Raw genomic sequence first — 21,071 nt, forward strand, 5'->3', positions numbered from 1 at the left:
TGTCAAGACTTCCCCAAAGGGCATATGAATTCATTTAAAAACAATAATAACTCATGAATAAAAATGAACATATAATTATTAATCAACTTTTAACAATTTTACCTAAGCTCCACTGGAGCTTCTCCTCTTAATCTCAAATTTTTAATTTCAAATGTTTTTGTGTCAAGACTTCCCCAAAGGGTACATGAATTCGTATAAAATAGAATTAACAAAAACATGAATAAAAATGAAAATAAGATTCTTCGACAAGACCAGAATGACAATATCTGTTGTTAAAAGTGAATTTGAATTTAGAAAAAGAATAAAGAACTGGCATTAAAACTCTCACGTTAAGAAAATGTTTGAATGTAACGTTAAAAAGTTTTTAGCCCGTAGGGTTTGTAAAAAGTTTAGTGGAATGAGAACATTTTTAGTAGAGAGGTTTACGGCCTTGACTTTTTGGTTACTTTTTAGTCAAGTAAAAAGTGACATTAAAGAAAAGGAATACCTAAGCCACATCGTGACTTCTCCTTTTAATTTCAAATTCTTAATCTCAAATTTTTAATTTCAAATGTTTTTTGCGCTCTTTCCTGAAAGGTATATGAATTCAATATTCATAAAATAATAGAGGCCATGAATAAAAAATGAAAGCAAGATTCATTGACAAGCTCAGAATGACAAAATCTGTTGTTAAAAGTGAATTTTTTTTATTTCGTTATGTAATGTTTTTCAATTATCATAAAAAAAACTTAATTAATAAAGTATGAATATAAGAAAAAACTATTAAATTAATTTAGAATAAATTAAAATAATAAAATAGCTTTGTCAAAATTTTCAAAATGAAAAAAGTAACAATAGTACTTTCATTATTATATGCGTGCATTATTTCTGCACAAGAAAAAGATTCAATACAGACAAATACATTAGGCGAAGTAATTATCAATACTTTTATAAAAAAAGATACCGATACTTCAAATAAAATGCCGTTGAAGTTTATCGAGAATCCTCAAGTTTTTTCGAGTATTGATAAATCAGTTTTAGATCATCAAGTTATTTTTACAGTAGACGATGCTTATCGTAATGTAACTGGTTTACAAAAAATGTGGAATTCTACAGGTCGATCTGGAGATGGAGGAGCTTATGTTACTTTAAGAGGTTTTGTTTCCAACAACTCTTTACGTAACGGTTTGGTAGCCCCTGTTTCTACTACTATAGATGCTGTAAACTTAGAAAGATTAGAAGTATTAAAAGGTCCTTCTGCTACAATGTTTGGTAGTAATGTTACTTCTTATGGAGGTGTTGTAAATAGAATTACAAAAAAACCGCATGAAAATTTTGATGGATCAGTAAGTATTGCAGGTGGAAGTTATAATTACTACCGTGCATCTGCAGATATTAATGCTCCAGTTACGAATGATAATAAATTAATGTTTAGAGTCAATACAGCGTATACAAATTCTGGTACTTTTCAGAAAAAAAATAGCGGAAATGAATATTTTGCTTTTGCTCCATCATTACGTTACAAACCGAATGATCGATTAGATATCAACGTTGATCTTGAAATGTACGAAAATAATGCAATGGCAGAGCAGATGTTTTTTTACTTAGCAGGTAATCCTTCTTTAGGGATTAATAATATGAAAGATGTTGAAAGAGTTTTGGGATTAGATTACAAACAATCTTATGTTGGAGATGGTCTTAAAGCCAAATCAAAAGTCAGAAATTTATTTGGTCAAATAAATTATAAAATTAACGATCATATTAAATCATCTACGAATATTAGTAATGCTTATTCTCAATCGAATGGATTTAGCCCATATTTTTATGTTGCTCCAGAAAGTACTTATACTAAAAATCCATTAGATACAGAATTAGGCGTTATGCGTGCAGATCAATCAACAAGAGATAGTAAAAAAACAATTTTCCAATTACAACAAAATTTTAATTTCGATTATACATTTGGTAAAATGAGAAATAGAACGGTTGTTGGTTTAGATTATATGCAAACCAAAAATAATCAAATGTTTATTTCTGGTGATTTTGATTGGGTTCCGTTTAAAAATGGAAATTATTCAAACATGAATAATCATACTTTACAAGATTTTTATAATACTTCGAATTCGGTTGGTGAATATCCAATAATAGGTGAATTAAATACGTATAGTGCTTATATATCAAATGTTTTTACACCAGTACAAGGATTAAATATTTTAGCTTCTATTCGTTACGAGAATAACGATTCTAAAAGAGGTAATTTATATAATAACCCAACAGAACCATATTCACAATCAGCTTGGTCTCCAAAGTTTGGATTTGTATATGAATTTGTTCCAACTAAATTCTCTGTTTTTGGTAATTACCAAAATAGTTTCAAAAGCAATGGATATTATGCCATAGATAAAGAAAATACTCAAGTTCTTTCTGATCCTGAAAAAGGAAATCAATTTGAAGGAGGTTTTAAAATGAATATTTTTAATAATAAAATTAATGCGACCTTAAGTTATTATAATATCAATGTCAAAAATTCTTTATTATATACAGGAGAATATACTGATACTTTTCAATCTGTTCAATCACAATCAGGAAAGGTAAAAAGTGAAGGGGTAGAATTAGAGCTTAATGCTTATCTAGTGAAAGGATTTTCGCTAGTAGGAGGTTTGGCTTATAATAATGCAAAAATTGAAGAAAATCCAACAGATACTTCTTTAGAAGGAACAAGACCTACAACTGCTGGTTCTGAGTGGTTAGCAAATTTTAATGCAAGTTATCAATTCTTAGATGGTAAAATAAAAGGATTAGGATTCGGAATTGGAGCAAACTATGCGAGCAAAAATCAAGTAAATAGCACCTTTTATTTACCAGAATATTTTATCGTAAATGCAAATGCTTTTTTCGATGCGAAGAAATTTAGAATAGGTGTAAAAGTAGATAATCTAACAAATGAACATTATTGGATTGGTTATACAACAGCAAATCCACAACAGTTAGTAAATGTTTCGGGAAGTCTTACATATAAATTTTAATCAAAAATGGCTTCCAAGCAAAAATCATCAAAAAAAGTAGGAAAACTGAAAAAAATATTTGGTAAACTACATCTCTGGTTTGGGTTAATTATTGGATTAATAATTTTTGTTGTTTCAGTAACTGGGGCGTTATATGTTTTCAAAGATGAATTTGAAAATATTGCGCGTAAGGATGTTATCTATCATCAAGAAAAAGATGTAGAGAATAAGAAAGTTATCCCAATTCGTCAACTTGAAAAATTAGTTGACGAACAAACCCAAGAAAAATATCCTATTCATTGGGTAAATATACCAATGGATAAAAACATGTCTTATATGTTCTATTGGTATGAACATGATGTAAATGCTTGGAATTATTTTGATGAATTTCCTATTTATAAACAAGCTTATGTAAATCCTTATACAGGTAAAGTTTTAAGAGTTTATGATGAAAAAAATGGCTTTTTTAATATCGTAAAAATGATACATTGGAGTTTCTTATTAAAACAGAGCTGGGGAAGCTATGTGGTAGGAATTCCTGTTATTATCTTTATTTTTATGTTAATTAGCGGTATTGTATTATGGTGGCCAAAAAATAAAGCTGCTAAAAAACAACGCTTCTGGTTCAGATGGAAAAACATAAATAATTGGAAACGTAAAAATTATGATCTTCATAATATCTTAGGTTTTTATTCTTCAATTTTCGCTTTAATATTTTCTATTACTGGATTATTTTATGCTTTTTTCTTTATTCAAGCTGCTATTTATGTGATATTTTCGGGAGGCAATACAACTTATCCAGATTTTTCTCATATAAAAACAACTGCGCCAATTGAATTAAGACAAGAATCTACACTCGATAAGATTATTGAAACTGTAAAAACCAACTATCCTAACTCGTATGGTTTCTCTATTGATTTAGGACATGAACATATGGACGATCATGAACATCCAAATTTTGAAGTTTATGTTGCACATAAAAAACAAGTTTATTATAGCAGCAGTAGTTTAATTTTTGATGAAAATTCAGGAGAATTGCTACATATACATGATCCAAAAGATAAGAACTTTGGAGAGAAAGTTGTTGGAGCAAATTATGATATTCATGTTGGATCTATTTTAGGATTGCCTACAAAAATATTGGCTTTTGTTGTAAGCTTAATTTCTGCTTCTCTACCAGTAACAGGTTTTATGATATGGTGGGGAAGAAGGAAAAAAAAGAAGAAAAGTTAAGTTGTTTTTAAATAAACTTTAAGATGTCAAAGGACCTCTAATTCATTTTTTATGTGAATTTGAGGTCTTTTTTTATCAAAAGAGAATACTCATTTAGATAAATGGTTAATCAACTAACTTAAAATTCTACAGAAAATAAATGAAATTGCAAAACATTGTATTGAAGACTTAGACGATAATAAGGAATAACAAAAACCAGTTGTCATTCCGAAGTAGTGAGAACGGATGAGGCATCCTTTTTTGTTTCGTTTTTTTGGATGAGCTTCCCCGTAGGGCATATGAATACCGATAATTAAAATAGATAAGCTATGAATAATAAAATGAAAATAAAGAAAAGGAATACCTGAGCCACACCGTGGCTCCTCCTCTTAATCTCAAATGTTATTGAAAATGAATTAAAACTCCGACGATTTAGAATCGAAATGTAATTCAACTCTAAATTATTGGAATAAAAAAAGTTGGAGTGTTTGAGCGAAGCGAGTTGCCAACTTTATGAAAATAATTTAGTTAGTTGAATCATTGAGAGACTACTGTCGGCATCTTTTTTTGTTTCGTTTTTTTGGATGCGCAAAAAAATGAAAGAATAATAATGATTTAAATAGGGTTTTTAAAATCTTTAGAGAAATGAAAATATTTTTAGTAGAGAGGTTTACAGCCTTGACTTGCTTGTGCTGAGCCTGCCGAAGTATTGGTTACTTTTTAGTCTGTTCCCCGAAGGGCATATGAATACTGATAATTAAAATTTAAAATTAATGAATAAAAAAAGAACAATAAGAAAAGGAATACCTAAGCCATACTATGGGACCTCCTTCTAATTTCAAATATTTTTAATAATCTTGTTCTACGATTTCTTTAGCTAATTCAATTTTAATTCCTTTGTATTTCACGTATTTATTACATAATGTTTTAGGACAGGGGAATTGGTCTAATTCCAATTCAGTTTTAATTTAATTAGGAATGGTTTTATCATGAAATAGAAAACAATTACCCTTGTAGAAAAGAAAAATGATAAATTTAATATTGCTGCATATTCTAAACCTTGTTGCATTCCTGCACCCACACTATGATTATTTTCTTTAATTTCAATAATTCCGATTGGAATATTCGGTTTATAGTATAAAATATAGTCTGCACGTTTATTTACCACGAGCAGTAAGATTTCCACAAATATGAATGCGTGCATCTGTAAAAGTCTTTTGTTCAAAATATGGATGCATTCTATCCCATCCAGCATTTTCTTTCGCAGGAGTAATTAATTTAGTACTGATATCTTTTTCAGAAAATTGACGTTTATCCATAGTAAAAGTTTAGGAAATAAATAAACAAAATCAAATAACGAATAATATCAAAATAATAGATAAATATTTACGGAAACCATAATTGTATTAATTCATCAAAATTATGTGTCATATACGACAAAGTAGGACATTTAGAGATATTATTGTACCATAATATCAAAGAATAAGATAGAGTAGAAGTAGTAAATAAGATCTAAGCTTAGGTAATGGATGTTAATGAGATATAGATCAAGTACAATAACAGTAATTTTAATGAAATAGTTAAGGATTTTGAAACTGAATAATTTTCATCAATAAATCGAATGTCGAAGAAAAAAATCTAGAAAATAATGTAATGTACCGAAAATCCTTTAAAACAGTTAACACCGAACGAACACCGAACGAAGTACGGACAAACACCAAACAAACCTAACAGAAAATTTTTCGGTTAAGATAGAATTAAAAACCTCAATTATCATTCGATAATTGAGGTTAGGAGTTATATTACAAAGTCTTAATAGATTAGTCTTGGTAAACTAAACCTTCGTAACAGATATTGTAAATTTCTTTTAACTCTTCTAAAGTTGGTACTCGTGGATTAAATCCTGTACAAGGATCAACTAAAGCATTATTAGCAATATAATCTAAGTTTTTATCCCAATCTTCTTTTGAAATACCAAATTCTTTAATCGATCCAATATTATTCACTTCGCTTCTTAACGTTTCAATAGCTTGTGCTAATTCTTCAGCCGTTGATTTTCCAATAACTTTTGCTAAATCAGGAAAACGATCTGAAACTTTTGCGTTATAACGAATAACATTAGGTAAAAAGATGGCATTCGACATACCGTGAGGGATTCCGTATAATGCCCCAACTTGGTGAGATAATGAGTGAACAATTCCTAACCATGCATTATTAAATGCTAAACCTGCCATAAAAGATGCATCGTGCATGTTTTGACGAGCTTTGATGTTCGTAGGGTTATTCACCGCTTCTTTTAAGTTATCAAAAACAATTTCTAAACCTCCTTTCGCTAAAACATCAGCGTAGTTATTTTCAATATTCGATACATAAGCTTCTACACAATGTGTTAAAGCGTCTAATCCTGTATTTGAAGTTATGTGAGCAGGCATAGAAGCACAAATTTCTCCGTCTATAATGGCAACATCCGGTGTTAATTCGTAAGAAACGATAGGGTATTTCACACCTTTTTCACGATCTGTAATTACGGCTAAACCAGTTGTTTCTGTTCCTGTTCCACTTGTAGAAGGAATCGCAATAAATTTTGCTTTTTTTCTTAACGTAGGTACAGTAAATGGTGTTGTCATGGCATCAAAATCAGCATCAGGATGTTCGTAGAAAACCCACATCATTTTTGCAGCATCAATTGCTGAACAACCACCTAAACCAACAATCCAATCTGGTTGAAATTCACGCATAGCTTCAGCACCTTTAAAACTTGTAGCTGAAGAAGGATCTTCTTCAACCCCATCAAATACAATAGTTTCTATACCAGCTTCATTTAAATATGCAATCGCCTTATCTAAAGTTCCACTTTTACGCATAGAACTTCCTCCAGTTACAATAAATGCTTTTTTACCTTTGATATTTTTTAATTCGTCTAAAGATCCAGCGCCATGAAATACTTCACCCGCAACAAATAATTTACTCATTTTATATTTTATTTTATTCGGCAAAGTTAGCGGCTAAAATGTCTTTACTATTATACAAACAGGACTACGTGTTATACATTTGAGCCAATTCTTGTTGTAATTGTGTAGGGGTTTCGTTCAATTTTGCTTTTACAAATTTATTCAAAGCAGCAGGTGAATTAAAGCCTAAATCAAAAGCAATTTCTTTATGAGGACGATCTCCAAACATCAGCTGGCGTTTAATTTCCGTTAAGATGCGGTGATGAATGGCATCAATAGCCGTTTCTCCACAATGCTTTTTCGTAATGGTGTTTAATTTTTTAGGCGTGATGTGCAATTGATCCGCATAATACTGAACCGTACGTTGAGTTTTGTATCGCTCGTTCAAGAGTTTTTTAAAATGCACATATAATTGTTGATCGCTGCTATGAGATGTCGAAAGTAAGGCGTGTTGGCCATGTACAGATTCAATCAGCGATAATAAAAACGTTTTAATAAAAAAACGTGCTTGTTCTTTCTTGATCAAACTAGGGTGGTGATAAATATCTTGTACAATTTTTACAGTGCGTAAGCCTTCTTTAAATGGTTCTTCTTCTAAAATTGTGCAATTCAATTGGGTGGATAAATTGACATTGTATACGCTAAGTTCATTCTTAAGAATATCCGAACAAAAAAGCACTTCATCAAAAAGTATAAGTTTTCCTTTTATTTGTTCAGATTGAACTTGTATTAAACTGGCCTGATGAGGGAAAATAACAGCTACTTTATGAGGACGAAGAATATGTTTATTTTCTTCAACTTGTAAAGCCAGAATGCCTTCTTCAACCATCAAGACACAAAAGTGTGTATTTTGATGAGGTATGGTATAGGGGGCTAAAGTAGCGGATGTAAAATCGAATACACGAAAAGATAAATTTTCGTCTTCTCTTTTTTGATTAAAATCTTTTAGGTGATACTGCTTCATTTCGTTTTCTTCATTCGATTTCGTTACAAAATTAGAATAAAACTATAGGATATCGAATTAAATTTGTAAATTTTCAGCGAAAAGTGGATACGAATTTTGATAACGCAGCCAATGCTTCACATACTCAATAAAATAAGATATACTTATTGCGACGAGGGTTACCTGGTAAGCGGTGTAAGAAAAGCTTTCGAGAAACTTCTTTAATCAAAAAAATCTAAAAACTAAATGCTAGAGAATCTCACATTTTACCTGATCCTAGTAATCATCACCGTTTTGCTGGTGATGCTTGCCAAAAAAATAAAAGTTGCATATCCGGTTTTGCTGGTCCTGGCCGGTCTGGGCATCAGTTTTATTCCCGGCACGCCTAAAATTCATATAGAACCTGAACTAATATTTTTTATATTCCTGCCGCCACTTTTGTATGAAGCTGCCTGGGCGACTTCTTGGAAAGAATTATGGCGCTGGCGCAGGATTGTGGTCAGTTTTGCTTTCGTGGTAGTGTTTATTACCTCTTTGGTTGTAGCTTTTGTCGCCAATCATTTTATTCCTGGATTTTCGCTGGCACTGGGTTTTTATTGGGGGGAATAGTTTCGCCGCCGGATGCCGTGAGTGCCGGAGCGATTTTGAAATTTGTAAAAATCCCGAAACGGTATTCTTCCATTCTTGAAGGTGAAAGTTTGCTGAACGATGCTTCATCATTGATTATTTTTCGCTTTGCAATGATTGCCGTTGCGACGGGACAATTCATCTGGCACGAAGTTGCCCTTAGTTTTCTGTGGATGTGTATCGGGGGTGCTGGAATCGGAATCCTTATAGGAATTTTCTTTATGAAGATGCACCGCTTGTTGCCAACTGATGCCAATATCGATATTGTACTCACAGTCGTAACGCCGTTCCTCATGTATCTTGTGGCGGAAGAGCTTCACGCTTCCGGTGTTTTGGCTGTAGTTTGTGGTGGTTTGTTGCTTTACAACAGAAGTCATTCTTTTCTGGCTACTTCATCGCGTTTAGGGACGCTAAATGTTTGGAGCAGTTTGGTTTTTTTGCTGAATGGTATTGTTTTTATGATGATCGGGCTCGATCTACCACAGATTGTTTCAGGGCTTGAAACAGATTTGTTCACAGCATTTGGTTATGGCGTTTTGATTACAGTTATTCTGGTTATAACAAGAATCGTTGCGGCTTATGGTGCCGTATTCACCACGATGATTATGCGTAATTTCATCACTGTTGCCGACCGACAAAATCCAGGCTGGAAAGTGCCTGCTTTAATCGGTTGGACGGGAATGCGCGGCGTGGTTTCACTGGCTGCCGCACTTTCAATTCCGCTGACTTTGCATGATGGAACACCCTTTCCGCACAGGAACTTGATTTTATTTATCACTTTCGTGGTCATCCTGCTTACTTTGTTGGTTCAGGGTTTGACGCTGCCTTTTCTCATCACAAAATTCAAAATTCAGGATCCTGATTTTACCCGCTCTGAAAAGGAAATCGATAATGAAATCCGGAACGAACTTGCAAAAATAGGAGTGAAAAGAATCCAGGATACCCATTTCGAAAAACTTGAAAAATTCCCGGCGATAAAGGATCAGTTACAAATCTGGGAAAATCGTGTCAACAGTTCGGAAGTCATTCTGAATTTTCCAGAATACCGTGAAGTTTACTTGGATATCATAAACCATCAGCGCGAATGGCTGATCTCCAAAAACCGTGAGGAACTTCTTCTTGACGAAGAAATTGTACGTAAACATTTAAAAATGCTCGATTTACAGGAAGAAAAACTGGGAATGCATTAATTTTTAAAAACAAAACACTTTGTTGACGTGGAGAGTTATTCTTTTGTACTAAAAGATATTACACGTGAATTTTCTTAAAGGAGGTTTTGTTCAATCGTATTTATAAGACAATTATCAAATGGATCAAATACACGGAAGACCCAATCATCCACAAACACAAGGAAAAATTGAACACTATTACAGAACCATCAAAAATGGTAAAACTTGATAATTACTTCGCTCCAGAAGAATTAAAAGCAGCTTTAGAAAATCTGTTTATCGTTACAATAATCAACGTTATCATGAGGCTTTGAATAACCATACTCCTTTGGATGTTTATTTTGGTAGTGCAGATAAAATTTTGGAACAAAGAGCAAGTATTAAACAACAAACAATTACAAAAAGAAGGAAGTTGTATTTTCAAGAAAAAATAATAAATTTATAAACCAAACACTCTCTTAATTTTTAGGAAGAAGTATCCCATTTATTTTGATAACGTACATTTTTTAAAAGTGTATAAAATCCATTAAGGAGAAATAAGAATATTTAAAAGGACTTTATTTCGTCCAAAATACCAATTTTCACTCAAATTTTTCAACTGATTTTATTAAAAATACAAATAAGGTACAAATATTTGATACAAATAACTATAATAAACCTATAACATATTTATTCTTTTGTATACTTTGAAATATTAAAAAAACCTCTTAAAACATTGATTTTAGGAGGTTTTTTAATATATTTATACTATGTTAGTATTGATGAGGTTACTTTCCGATACAGAAAGTGTAAATCCCTTTATTCATCAATAGTGTAGGGGAGTGTGGTGTAGTATTAGTGTAGTGATTTTTGTGAATAAATTAACATAAAATACTAATTCTTGCTAACTTTTTTCATATCAATAGTAAATTATTTTAATAAATCTAATAAAAAAAATTAGTATTTTAAGTGAAATAATCTCTAATTGTTTTTTTTAAAACAAATTTATTTTAGTGGAACTGTTAGTTTATGTGATTTTTTCTAAAGTACAATTGTCTTTAACCTCAAAGAACAACATATAATCTAATAATTTCTTTACTAAAAATATGACCTCAATCATAAATATAAGCAATAGATGAAGCTAATTTCGTTCATGTTAATTCATACATTATGAAAAAGTTGAAAAAATATCTAACAAAAACTTATAATGAAATTCCAAAACAAAGAGGAGGAGGCTTTCATGATACAGAAAGTAATAGGTACTTTAATGATAATGGATTAATTGATGATTGTTACCAAATACTAAGATGTAGATTTCTTTCTATAAATAATTGGAAACATTTCTGTGGTGAATCTTCTGCTGATTTTAGATTGTTTGATCAAAGTGGAGCTCATGTTGATCGTTTACCAATTGTTGGAGATTACATACGAATTGATATACCAGGACTAGGAACTTTTGGTGAAAATGGATTTGATTGGGTAAAAATAGTATCAATTTGCGAGCAAAAATCTATTGATTACAATCAAGCAAGTTTGTCTTTTATTTGTTCCCCTTCTAGTTCTCCAAATAAAAAAAACAAGAAATTAATTGCTCATTTTTATAGTAAAAAGTCGACCTCAACTTTTCGAATAACAAAAGATAATAATTCTATTAAGGTTGGAGTATATGGTCGAAATGAATACCCTAACTTAAGTCATACAAATTTTATCAATTTTTTTAGAAACTTCATTATTGCTTTAGGAGGACTGTTTGGAATAGCTAAATTAGAATGGAAATGTTTATGTGATGGCTTAATTAACTTCTAAATTAAAACTGAAATGAGAAATACATTTGTGTTAATAGCAATCATTCTAATAATTTTCTGGGGATTAATATACTTTGGATTAGGTATTAGCTATCATGGAATTGTACATTTTCTATTATTTATGGCTTTTATTTCGTTAGTATTACGACTCCTTATTGGTAAAAATCAAGGTTAAATTAATTACTTTTACATATCACACTTATTAATGTTTTATTCTTTTCTAATACCTGCAAAATATTGCGGGTATTTTTTTTATTATATTGATTTTAAGATTTATAAATGTTTTTAAACGGATATGATTTGAATCATAATATCACAATCTTTATGTGAATAATTTAGCATAGAAAGAAATCTAATTAGTATTTCAATAAAAGTTAAATCCAATTTACTACATGAATAATACTAGTCTATTTATGTAGTAAATTACAAAACTACAATTATGAAAAGGAGTAATTCAAACAATCACAATTCGCACAACAATTCAAGCAATGCAAAATCAACATTAGAAGAAATCTATCAGCTGGGTTATGATCATGGCTTTAATGATGCTTCGCAAGATGAAGACTATGATGATGATTTTTCTGATTATGAAGAAGATTATGATGATTTTGCAAATGGTTATCAAGAAGATAATTATGATGATGACGATTATGACGACGATTATGATGACGATGATTATGATGACGACGATTACCAAGACAATAGAAGAAATAACAGAAGAAATATGCCAGAAAGAGATAGTATGGGTCGATTTGTTTCTTCTAATAATCGTTCTTCTGGTCGTGGAAATCGTTCTTCTTCCTCACAATCTAATAACCGAAGATCATCTTCTAATTCCTCTTCTCGTAATAGTTCTTCTAGAAGCGGAAACAGCAGAAGTTCGGGTAGTGGATCAGGAACTTCAAAAAGAGGTTTTGCATCTATGAGTAAAGCGGAACGTACACGTATAGCTCGTATGGGAGGTAAAGCATCTCATGGAGGAGGGCGTTCTTCAAACCGAGGAGGACGTTCTTCAAATTCGAGTCGATCTGGATTCGGAGGTAGAAGAAATGGTTAATTGTTTTGTATTGCCTCTTTTCGGAGAGGCAATTTTATTAAAAATGAAAAAGTATGGCAAAGAAAGAATCTCATCCAATTGATACAATGGATAAATCAACCGATAATAGCGATGATAAAATGAAAAAGTCGGCATTACATAAATTCTTTATTTCAGCACTTCAAGATATATATTATGCGGAGCATGCATTAGTAGACGGATTAGAGAAAATGCAAAATTCGGCTACTACAGAAGAACTGCAAGATGCTTTTGAAGATCATCAATTACAAACTAAAAAACATATCAGTCGATTAGAAAAGATATTTGGTTTGTTGGATGAAAAGGTTGAAAAAAAGGAATGTGAAGCGATTAAAGGATTAATAAAAGAGGCAGATGAAATTATTAAATCCACAAAAGAAGGTACAATGACACGAGACGCAGCTCTAATCATTGCAGCTCAAAAGATAGAGCATTATGAAATTGCTACTTATGGTGGTTTAGTTCAATTGGCAATTACAATGGAGCATCATAAAGTAGCTGAGTTGCTCGAAAAGACATTGATTGAAGAAGAAGAAACGGATGATAACCTAACCGATATTGCTGAAACTTCAATAAATTTTGAAGCTGAAGAAGAAAATTAGTTCTGTGATTAGATCTCTTATTAATATTTATTATGAATAAATGAAAAATAAGAGATCTTTTATATGAAAAGCATTAAACCGATAAAGTTTAACATATTGATTCATCGTATGGTATGTTTATTGAAAACTTTGCATATGTTATTTTCTCTCAACTCCTCTTAAAAAATTAAAAATCACAAAAAATTAACACTATGCTAATTAATGAAAAATTTTTGTACAAATTTGGAGCGGAAAGAGTCGCTTATAAAAATGGAGAAAATATTTTTAATGAAGGCAGTCATCCATGTTTTTATTATCAAATCATAGTAGGAAAAGTAAAACTTAATCATTTTAATGACGAGGGAAAAGAATCTATTCAGAATATCCTTTTACCAGGTAATAGTGTAGGTGAATGTTTTTTGTTTTTGGAGAATGTATATCCGATGAATGCAGAAGCATTAGAAGATACTGTTCTATTGAAACTTAATAAAAGCTTTTTTTTAGATTTATTAAGTTCAAATCCCTACTTGTATAAAGAATTAAATCGATGCATGTCAGAAAAATTATATCATAAATATCTGATGATGCAGAACAATTCCATTAATAGTCCGATTAATAGATTAAAGGGATTATTGGATTACCTAAAAAATGATACGGTAGAAATAAAAGCGCCGTTTTCTTTTAAAATTGAACTTACACGTCAACAATTAGCAGGTTTAACAGGAATGTGTGTAGAAACTGTAATTCGAACAGTTAAATTAATGGAATCTCAGAATATGTTAAGGTTACAAAAAGGAAAAATACTCTATTAAGAAGAATTATTTAACATCCTAAAAAAACAACCATTATGTTTCCACAATTTAAAGAATTTTTTTTATCTAGCCTACATATCTTCGCTTATATAGCAATGCTTATAGGAGGGTGGATATTTTTATTTTTTTGGCTCAAAAAAAGAAAAAAGAAAAGAAATAACAGAAAATAACTTGATTATTTTATTAGCCGATTATGATTTTATAAATCATAATCGGCTAATTTTTTATTAATTATATACTTTCGAATACTTCACTTATATTTCGAATTAATTCTTGTTCTTTTTGGACTTTATAATAAGAAAATTTTGAGTAAAAACGAATTAACATATTTTTTGTAAAAAGAGTTCCTTCATCTGAAATATTGTTTTGATTAATAAATTCAAGTGCACCTATTTTATATTCTGCGATTAGTTGATTAAGAAATTTTTTTTTATGGAAACAATTTGTCTTTTGACTAATTTTATCAATAGATTGAATGATAAATGGAGGATCAATTAATAAATGTGCTGTTGTTGATCCGAATATAAATTCATGAATTAAACTTAAAAATTCGTGTTCAGTCTGTGTTGTTTCTAGTTTAAATATATGCATATCTTTTTTTAACCATTTATTATTTCTCCTCCATTTGGATGTAGAACTTGACCACTAATAAATTGTGAATCATCACAAGCTAAAAATAAAAATGAAGGGGCTATTTCATTAGGCATTCCTGCTCTTTTCATTGGAGAATCAGTACCAAAATTAGCTACTTTCTCAGAATCAAAGGAAGAAACGATAAGAGGCGTCCAAACTGGACCTGGAGCAACAGCATTTACTCGAATTCCTCTTGCCATTAAATTGGATGATAAACTTCTAGTAAATGAAACAATAGCTCCTTTTGTAGCAGCATAATCAATTAATTTAGGACTTCCTCTATATGCAGTAACAGATGTGGTATTTATAATAGAACCACCTTTTTTCATATGCAATAAAGCGTATTTTGTAATCCAGAAATAAGAAAAAACATTATTTTGAAATGTTTTGCTTAATTGCTCACTCGATATTTTTTCTAAAGATTCACTTTCCCAATGTAATGCTGCATTATTTACTACGATATCTATTTGCTTAAAATTATCGATTGTTTTTTCTACAGCAATTAGACAATTTGTTTCATTGGATAAATCTCCTTTTATGAGTAAACACTCCCGATTATAATTTTCAACTTCTTTTTTTGTAGCCAACGCATCTATTTCTTCATTAAGATAAGCGATTGCAATATGAGCACCTTCTTTTGCAAAAAGTAGAGCGATAGCCTTACCTATACCACTATCTCCACCTGTTATCAAAGCAATTTTCCCAAATAATTTTCCTTTTTTAGAATATGCAATAGGCTCTGTTTGAGGAACAGGTCTCATTTTTTCTTCAACACCAGGTCTACTTTGATGTTGTTTTTCATTCTTCATTTTTTTCATATAAATTATTTAAAATAAAAAAATTAATAGACGATTATTATTGAAATGATCGATTTTTATTTGTAGATAAAGTGTGTATTAAGTTGAATTTTTGTATTAATTTTTCACTCATGCATTTGCATAGAATTGAATACAAATGCGGATGTTTTTCTAAAAGAGCGAAAAATTTACTTTTTTCTAATTGAATAATCTGACAATCTTCTATTGCTTGAATTGTAATTGAATAAGAATTATTGGTAAATAAAAAAGCTTCTCCTAAACTTTGTCCTTTTACAAGCATAGATTTTAAAACAATTTTTTCTTGAAAAAAGTTATTTCTAATTGCTTTCCCATCTAAAATTTGAAAATAAAATTTTGCATATTTTCCTTTTTTCACAATTGTATCACCTTGTTTATACGTTTCTTTTTCACCTCCAAAATCAAACAATAATTTGTCGCTAATTAACATAATAAGTCGTTTTTAATAGTTAGTTAAAGTTAACAAGAGCATACAGCTCTATTTATGAGTGTAATCATAATGAAGAATGCTTTTTTTAGTTTTATTGATATGAAAATCAATTTGATATACATCTATTTTATTGAAGTCCAATATGATCGTAATCATAATCTTTGCATTTTTCTCTATCTAATTTTGAAAATATAATGACGAAGTCGATTGTCATTGTGTTTTGTCTAATCACAAAAAGATATTTTATGAGAACTATTGCAACACTAGTACTCTTATTTGCTCTGACAACTATAAGTTGTAGAAAAAAAACAAATGAGATGGTACCAAATCATTCAGATTCAATTATCATACACGATAGTATACTATCAGGTGAGTTCCCGGTGACTCCTGACTCAGCTGATACTATTCTTCCGGTTGATAGTACATCTTATGATGTGGACTCAATTAAAAGAAGTCGATAAAACATCTATTTGTGTAAGGAGAATTCCTATTAACGTAGGAATTTTCCTTTTTAATACTTAGATAAATAATCGTTTGATTTCACTAATTATTTAATTTATTAATTATGGAGGGAGGTTCGTTACTACAAGAAAATGGAGTTCAAATTACAATATTTTTAGTATTTGCCATTATTTTCTCAGGATTGCTTATTATTATTTTTAGACTTTTAGGAGTTTATAGTATAATGTTAAAACGTAAACAAGCGAAGGAAATTAATAAAGAATTCGAGAATCTTACAGAAGAAGAACGTTTTAAAATTAAAGAGCGGGAAATTGAGTTAAATGATGAAGTTTCAGAAAACAATCTTTCTACTACATATAAAGTTTCCGATGAAAAAGGAATTGTAACAAATGTAAATGTAGTTGAAGAACTAAGAATTTTTCCAACTAAAAAACGAACATCTTCTTTTCAAAAATATATTTCCGAAGATTTATCCAAACTTATTTTATATTTTTTAGGTACTGCAACTTTATGGTTAATTATAGGAACAACATTTGGACTTTATTTAGGAATAAAATTTGTTGTACCAGACATTGATCACGTAAGTTGGTTAAGCTTTGGGAGACTTAGACCATCCCATACAAATTCTGTTTTTTGGGGTTGGGCATCTTTAGCAATGTTAGGTTTAGCCTATTATGTTATAGCTAGAGTTAGTAATAAAGAAAATTATAATCTACAATTAGGTTATGTATCTCTTATACTCGTTAATTTGGCTGTATTAATAGGTACAGTATTTCTACTTGCTGGTATTAACAATGGAGGTGGTGAATACAGAGAGTATATTTGGCCAGTAATGGGGATGTTTGCTCTAGGAGTAGTATTTTCACTTTATAATTTTTTCAAACCAATAACAAAGCGTAAAACGAAAGAAATCTATATTTCAAATTGGTATATTGTATCAGGTACAATGTTTATTGTTGTTGTACTAATCGTTTGTTATTTGCCATTTTGGCAAAATGGTATGGGAGAAACTATAATGCAAGGTTATTATATGCATCAGGCGATAGGAATGTGGTTTATGATGATTAATCTAGGGTTAATGTATTATTTTCTTCCACAGCAACTTAATAAACCAATTTATTCTTACAGTTTAGGTATTTTAGCCTTTTGGACTCATACATTATTTTATACATTAATAGGTACGCATCATTTTATTTTTAGTGCAATTCCATGGAGTATACAAACAACTGCAATTGTAGCGAGTGCAGGAATGTTAATACCTGTTGCAGCAGGTACTGCAAATTTCTTATTGACATTTAATGGAGCATGGTATCAATTAAAAACGAGTTATACTTTACCATTTTATTTTATGTCAATCATATTTTATTTTACGGGTTCTTTTCAAGGAACAGTAGAAGCATTCAGGTTTACCAATTTATTATGGCATTTTACAGATTTTACTGTTGCGCATTCTCATTTAACAATGTATGGTATTATCACCTTTATGCTATGGGGATTTTGTTATACGTTAGTTCCTAGGCTCACAAGAAAAGAACCTCCTAAGTTATTAGTGGGTATTCATTTTTGGTTAGCTTTAATAGGATTATTATTTTATGTCATCGCACTCATGATTGGAGGAACAGGAACAGGACAATTGTGGATGGATAAAAAACCTTTTATACAAGGAGTAATTAATATGGCACCTTATTGGTTATGGCGTGCTATTGGAGGAACTATGATGTGGATTTCACATTTTATTTTTGCTTATAATTTTTATAAAATGCTCAAAAAGAATGAAAAGGTTATCATACCCATATCACCTTCTGATATTTTAGCTGCTAAAAAACAGCATAGTGAAAAAGAGTATAATCCATAAATCATTTAGTATGTCATTTTTTAACAATCATAAAACTTTATTTGGCGCTGCGCTTGGATTATTTCTATTTCTAACACTATATATTGCTATTATTCCAGCTTTAGAAAATCAAAAGATTAATCAACCCTTACCAAGACAACTTAAAGAACTAACACAAGAAGAACAAGCGGGTAAAATGATTTATATCGCAAATGGATGTGTCGCATGTCATACACAGCAAGTGAGAAATGTAGAAATGGATAATGTATTTGGAAAACGACCAAGTATTCCTGCTGATTACGCAATTAACAAAAGATTAGATCTTTGGAGAAATACTGCAAATTTAATGGGAACAGAGCGTACAGGTCCAGATCTAACCAATGTCGGAGAAAGGCAACCCAGTGTAGATTGGCATTTAATACATTTATATCAACCTCGAGCAGCAGTTGCTCAATCTATAATGCCAGCTTATCCTTATCTTTTTATTGAACGTGATTTTTTACATAAAGATGATATAGAAGTTAAAGTCCCAGAAAAGTATGTAAAAAGAAATAAAAAGATCGTTGCTACAAAAGAAGCCTTACAGTTAGTTGCCTATTTAAAATCCTTGAAACAAACAGATTTTACTGACGAAAGTTTAGTTCCTGATTTCCTATACAAGAAAAAAATTGTAAATACAGGTAAAAACAACGATTCATCAAATTTACCAAATGGAGAAGAATTATATACAGCTAATTGTGCAACCTGTCATCAAGCAAATGGAGAAGGAGTTCCAGGAGCATTTCCACCTCTAAAGAATAGTCCAGTAGTAACAGGAGGAGCTTTAGAATTATATGTAACAATAATTATGAAAGGTTATGATCCACGTCCTGAATATGCGACAATGCCTGCTGTTGGAGAAAATGCAGGGTTTACAGCGGAAGATATTGTAGCTATCATCAACTATGAACGATCAAGTTGGGGAAATAATGCTAAAAAAATAACAATAGAAGAAGTACAAGTCATTTTAGATAAGATCAAATAAATAGATATGATTAAAAGAGCTAAAATTAGTCTGAGTGTGGTTGCTATACTCTTTTCAACTGCATTATTTGCATGTGATGCTTGTCAATTACAACAGCCCAAAGTAACAAAAGGGTTTACCCACGGAACAGGACCTCAAAGTGATTGGGATTGGTTTATTGTGGTAATTGTGATTATAATAACAATATGGACTTTTTTACTTTCTCTGAAGTATTTATTAAAACCTGGAGAAAAACAAGATTACCATATAAAGTATTCATTTTATTCAGATAAATTAAATAATTATGACGAAAGATAGAAGTAAAGTTTTTTTGTTTTTGGATGATGAAATACAACCAATTGCAGAATTGGAAGCACCAACTGTTTTTGATTTAGATACTAAAAAAATGGTTGACGGAGAACATATATTAAAAATTATTAGTCAATCACCTTCAGGATCAGAAGGAATTAAGAAAATAAGATTTACAGTAAAAAATGGTCCTTCAATACAAGTTGAAGGATTAAAGAATAACGCAATACTAAATGGAACAGTCTCACTTATGATTAATGCTTACGATAAAGGTGATCAAAAAAGCTTTTTAATTAATGGTAGTGAAACTCCAAAAACAATACCTTTTTGGATTTGGATTATTGTATTACTATTTATAGGATGGGCAATTTATTATGAAATAACAAGTCGTTTTACTTCTTTGTAAACATAGTGTAATAAGCTTTTTTTGTATTTAATGCTACCATCCTTCTAAGTTAATTGTTAAGTATAAGTAAGAAAATATAAATCATTTTCTTTTAAAGTTGTAAATAGATTAATGTTTGATTGTTAATGAATTAAACCGATTAAAATGAAGAATAATGAAAAAAATAAACAAATCAAAAAATTTGTAGTTGATAATAGCAATCAAATTTTAACTACAAATGATGGTGTTGTTATTTATGATAATAACAATACATTAAAATTAGGAAAAAGAGGACCTTCTCTACAACAAGACCATATCTTTTTTGATAAAATGGCTCATTTCGATCGAGAGCGTATTCCCGAACGAGTAGTTCATGCACGTGGAAGTGGTGCACATGGAATATTAGAGATTCATGAAGATATATCTGAATTTACCCATGCGAAATTTTTACAAAAGGGGATAAGTACACCTCTTTTTACTAGATTTTCAACAGTTGCAGGCTTCAAAGGTTCTACTGATTTAGCTAGAGACGTAAGAGGATTTTCAGTTAAATTTTATACAGAAGATGGTAATTTTGACCTTGTAGGTAATAATATTCCTGTATTTTTTATACAAGATGCTATGAATTTTCCTGATTTAGTACATGCAGTAAAACCTGAGCCTGATAAAGAAATACCTCAAGCTGCTTCAGCACATGATACGTTTTGGGATTTTATTTCACTCATGCCAGAATCGGCTCATATGGCTATGTGGTTAATGTCTGATAGAGCAATACCAAGAAGTTTTAGAATGATGGAAGGTTTTGGTGTGCATACATTTAAATTGATCAATAGAAAAGGGGATATAACATTTGTTAAATTTCATTGGAAACCAAAATTAGGCGTACATTCAGTTGCATGGAATGAAGCACAAAAAATTTCTGGTTTTAATACAGATTTTCATAGACAAGATTTGTGGGAAAATATAGAAAAAGGAAACTTTCCTCAGTGGGACCTGGGTATACAGTTAATTCCTGAAAAGGACGAAATGAAATATTCTTTTGAT

18 protein-coding genes and 1 pseudogene are annotated in these 21,071 nt (G+C 30.6%); 12 read left to right on the plus strand and 7 right to left on the minus strand.

What is annotated here, in order from left to right:
• The first annotated feature begins 818 nt into the window (after nucleotides 1–818).
• Together B4J88_RS00005 and B4J88_RS00010 are read left to right on the plus strand one after the other, a co-directional pair.
• Nucleotides 819–3,002, plus strand: coding sequence for a TonB-dependent siderophore receptor (locus tag B4J88_RS00005; RefSeq protein WP_115000528.1), 2,184 nt, complete (start codon nucleotides 819–821; stop codon nucleotides 3,000–3,002).
• A gap of 6 nt (nucleotides 3,003–3,008) precedes the next feature.
• Nucleotides 3,009–4,214 (plus strand): PepSY-associated TM helix domain-containing protein, encoded by a 1,206-nt coding sequence (locus B4J88_RS00010; RefSeq protein WP_038330304.1) that lies wholly within the window; start codon nucleotides 3,009–3,011, stop codon nucleotides 4,212–4,214.
• 925 nt (nucleotides 4,215–5,139) lie between these two features.
• On the opposite strand, the gene B4J88_RS00015 is transcribed toward B4J88_RS00010, so the two are convergent.
• The 4 genes from B4J88_RS00015 to B4J88_RS00030 form a co-directional block, all read right to left on the minus strand.
• On the minus strand, nucleotides 5,140–5,361 hold the full coding sequence (locus B4J88_RS00015; protein WP_052217406.1) for a hypothetical protein: 222 nt from the start codon (nucleotides 5,359–5,361) through the stop codon (nucleotides 5,140–5,142).
• Nucleotides 5,351–5,512 (minus strand): hypothetical protein, encoded by a 162-nt coding sequence (locus tag B4J88_RS00020; RefSeq protein ID WP_160279566.1) that lies wholly within the window; start codon nucleotides 5,510–5,512, stop codon nucleotides 5,351–5,353. Before B4J88_RS00020 ends, B4J88_RS00015 begins: the two co-directional genes overlap by 11 nt.
• Before the next feature lie 501 nt (nucleotides 5,513–6,013).
• Nucleotides 6,014–7,165, minus strand: a complete 1,152-nt coding sequence (locus tag B4J88_RS00025; protein ID WP_038330306.1) for an iron-containing alcohol dehydrogenase — start codon at nucleotides 7,163–7,165, stop codon at nucleotides 6,014–6,016.
• 64 nt (nucleotides 7,166–7,229) lie between these two features.
• Nucleotides 7,230–8,108, minus strand: a complete 879-nt coding sequence (locus B4J88_RS00030; RefSeq protein ID WP_038330308.1) for a helix-turn-helix domain-containing protein — start codon at nucleotides 8,106–8,108, stop codon at nucleotides 7,230–7,232.
• A 282-nt stretch (nucleotides 8,109–8,390) separates the two neighbouring features.
• Between B4J88_RS00030 and B4J88_RS00035 the strand changes: the two are divergent.
• The 5 genes and pseudogenes from B4J88_RS00035 to B4J88_RS00055 all read left to right on the plus strand — a co-directional run bounded on the left by B4J88_RS00035 (nucleotide 8,391) and on the right by B4J88_RS00055 (nucleotide 14,135).
• A pseudogene (locus B4J88_RS00035) lies at nucleotides 8,391–9,904 on the plus strand (Na+/H+ antiporter).
• A gap of 1,128 nt (nucleotides 9,905–11,032) precedes the next feature.
• Nucleotides 11,033–11,668, plus strand: coding sequence for a hypothetical protein (locus B4J88_RS00040; RefSeq protein WP_291065782.1), 636 nt, complete (start codon nucleotides 11,033–11,035; stop codon nucleotides 11,666–11,668).
• A 438-nt stretch (nucleotides 11,669–12,106) separates the two neighbouring features.
• Nucleotides 12,107–12,724: a KGG domain-containing protein gene (locus tag B4J88_RS00045; RefSeq protein WP_284583510.1), complete on the plus strand. Its 618-nt coding sequence runs from the start codon at nucleotides 12,107–12,109 to the stop codon at nucleotides 12,722–12,724.
• Between the two features lie 53 nt (nucleotides 12,725–12,777).
• Nucleotides 12,778–13,344, plus strand: coding sequence for a ferritin-like domain-containing protein (locus B4J88_RS00050; protein ID WP_284583511.1), 567 nt, complete (start codon nucleotides 12,778–12,780; stop codon nucleotides 13,342–13,344).
• A gap of 191 nt (nucleotides 13,345–13,535) precedes the next feature.
• Nucleotides 13,536–14,135, plus strand: coding sequence for a Crp/Fnr family transcriptional regulator (locus tag B4J88_RS00055; RefSeq protein ID WP_291065785.1), 600 nt, complete (start codon nucleotides 13,536–13,538; stop codon nucleotides 14,133–14,135).
• A gap of 231 nt (nucleotides 14,136–14,366) precedes the next feature.
• Here the strand turns inward: B4J88_RS00055 and B4J88_RS00060 are convergent, their stop codons facing one another.
• Genes B4J88_RS00060 through B4J88_RS00070 form a run of 3 tightly spaced genes read right to left on the minus strand, consistent with a single transcriptional unit; the run spans nucleotide 14,367 to nucleotide 16,034 of the window.
• Nucleotides 14,367–14,726, minus strand: coding sequence for a hypothetical protein (locus tag B4J88_RS00060; RefSeq protein ID WP_291065787.1), 360 nt, complete (start codon nucleotides 14,724–14,726; stop codon nucleotides 14,367–14,369).
• A gap of 8 nt (nucleotides 14,727–14,734) precedes the next feature.
• A complete protein-coding gene (locus tag B4J88_RS00065; RefSeq protein ID WP_291065789.1) occupies nucleotides 14,735–15,586 on the minus strand; it encodes an SDR family oxidoreductase in 852 nt (283 codons plus the stop codon).
• Between the two features lie 37 nt (nucleotides 15,587–15,623).
• Nucleotides 15,624–16,034, minus strand: coding sequence for a Crp/Fnr family transcriptional regulator (locus B4J88_RS00070; protein ID WP_291065790.1), 411 nt, complete (start codon nucleotides 16,032–16,034; stop codon nucleotides 15,624–15,626).
• A gap of 565 nt (nucleotides 16,035–16,599) precedes the next feature.
• Between B4J88_RS00070 and B4J88_RS00075 the strand changes: the two genes are divergently transcribed.
• The 5 genes from B4J88_RS00075 to B4J88_RS00095 all read left to right on the plus strand — a co-directional run.
• The gene (locus B4J88_RS00075) at nucleotides 16,600–18,351 is read left to right on the plus strand and encodes a cbb3-type cytochrome c oxidase subunit I (RefSeq protein ID WP_291065792.1); all 1,752 of its coding nucleotides are present in this window, start codon (nucleotides 16,600–16,602) and stop codon (nucleotides 18,349–18,351) included.
• Between the two features lie 10 nt (nucleotides 18,352–18,361).
• Nucleotides 18,362–19,354 (plus strand): cbb3-type cytochrome c oxidase subunit II, encoded by a 993-nt coding sequence (locus tag B4J88_RS00080; RefSeq protein WP_286511816.1) that lies wholly within the window; start codon nucleotides 18,362–18,364, stop codon nucleotides 19,352–19,354.
• A gap of 6 nt (nucleotides 19,355–19,360) precedes the next feature.
• On the plus strand, nucleotides 19,361–19,651 hold the full coding sequence (locus B4J88_RS00085; protein WP_286511817.1) for a hypothetical protein: 291 nt from the start codon (nucleotides 19,361–19,363) through the stop codon (nucleotides 19,649–19,651).
• Nucleotides 19,638–20,048, plus strand: coding sequence for a cytochrome C (locus tag B4J88_RS00090; RefSeq protein WP_286511818.1), 411 nt, complete (start codon nucleotides 19,638–19,640; stop codon nucleotides 20,046–20,048). Before B4J88_RS00085 ends, B4J88_RS00090 begins: the two co-directional genes overlap by 14 nt.
• A 144-nt stretch (nucleotides 20,049–20,192) precedes the next feature.
• Nucleotides 20,193–21,071 (plus strand): catalase (locus B4J88_RS00095; RefSeq protein ID WP_291065795.1); only part of this gene is annotated, 879 nt, incomplete at its 3' end.

Source organism: Empedobacter sp. UBA5036 (genome assembly GCF_002415215.1).
In the GTDB taxonomy this organism is placed as follows: domain Bacteria; phylum Bacteroidota; class Bacteroidia; order Flavobacteriales; family Weeksellaceae; genus Empedobacter; species Empedobacter falsenii_B.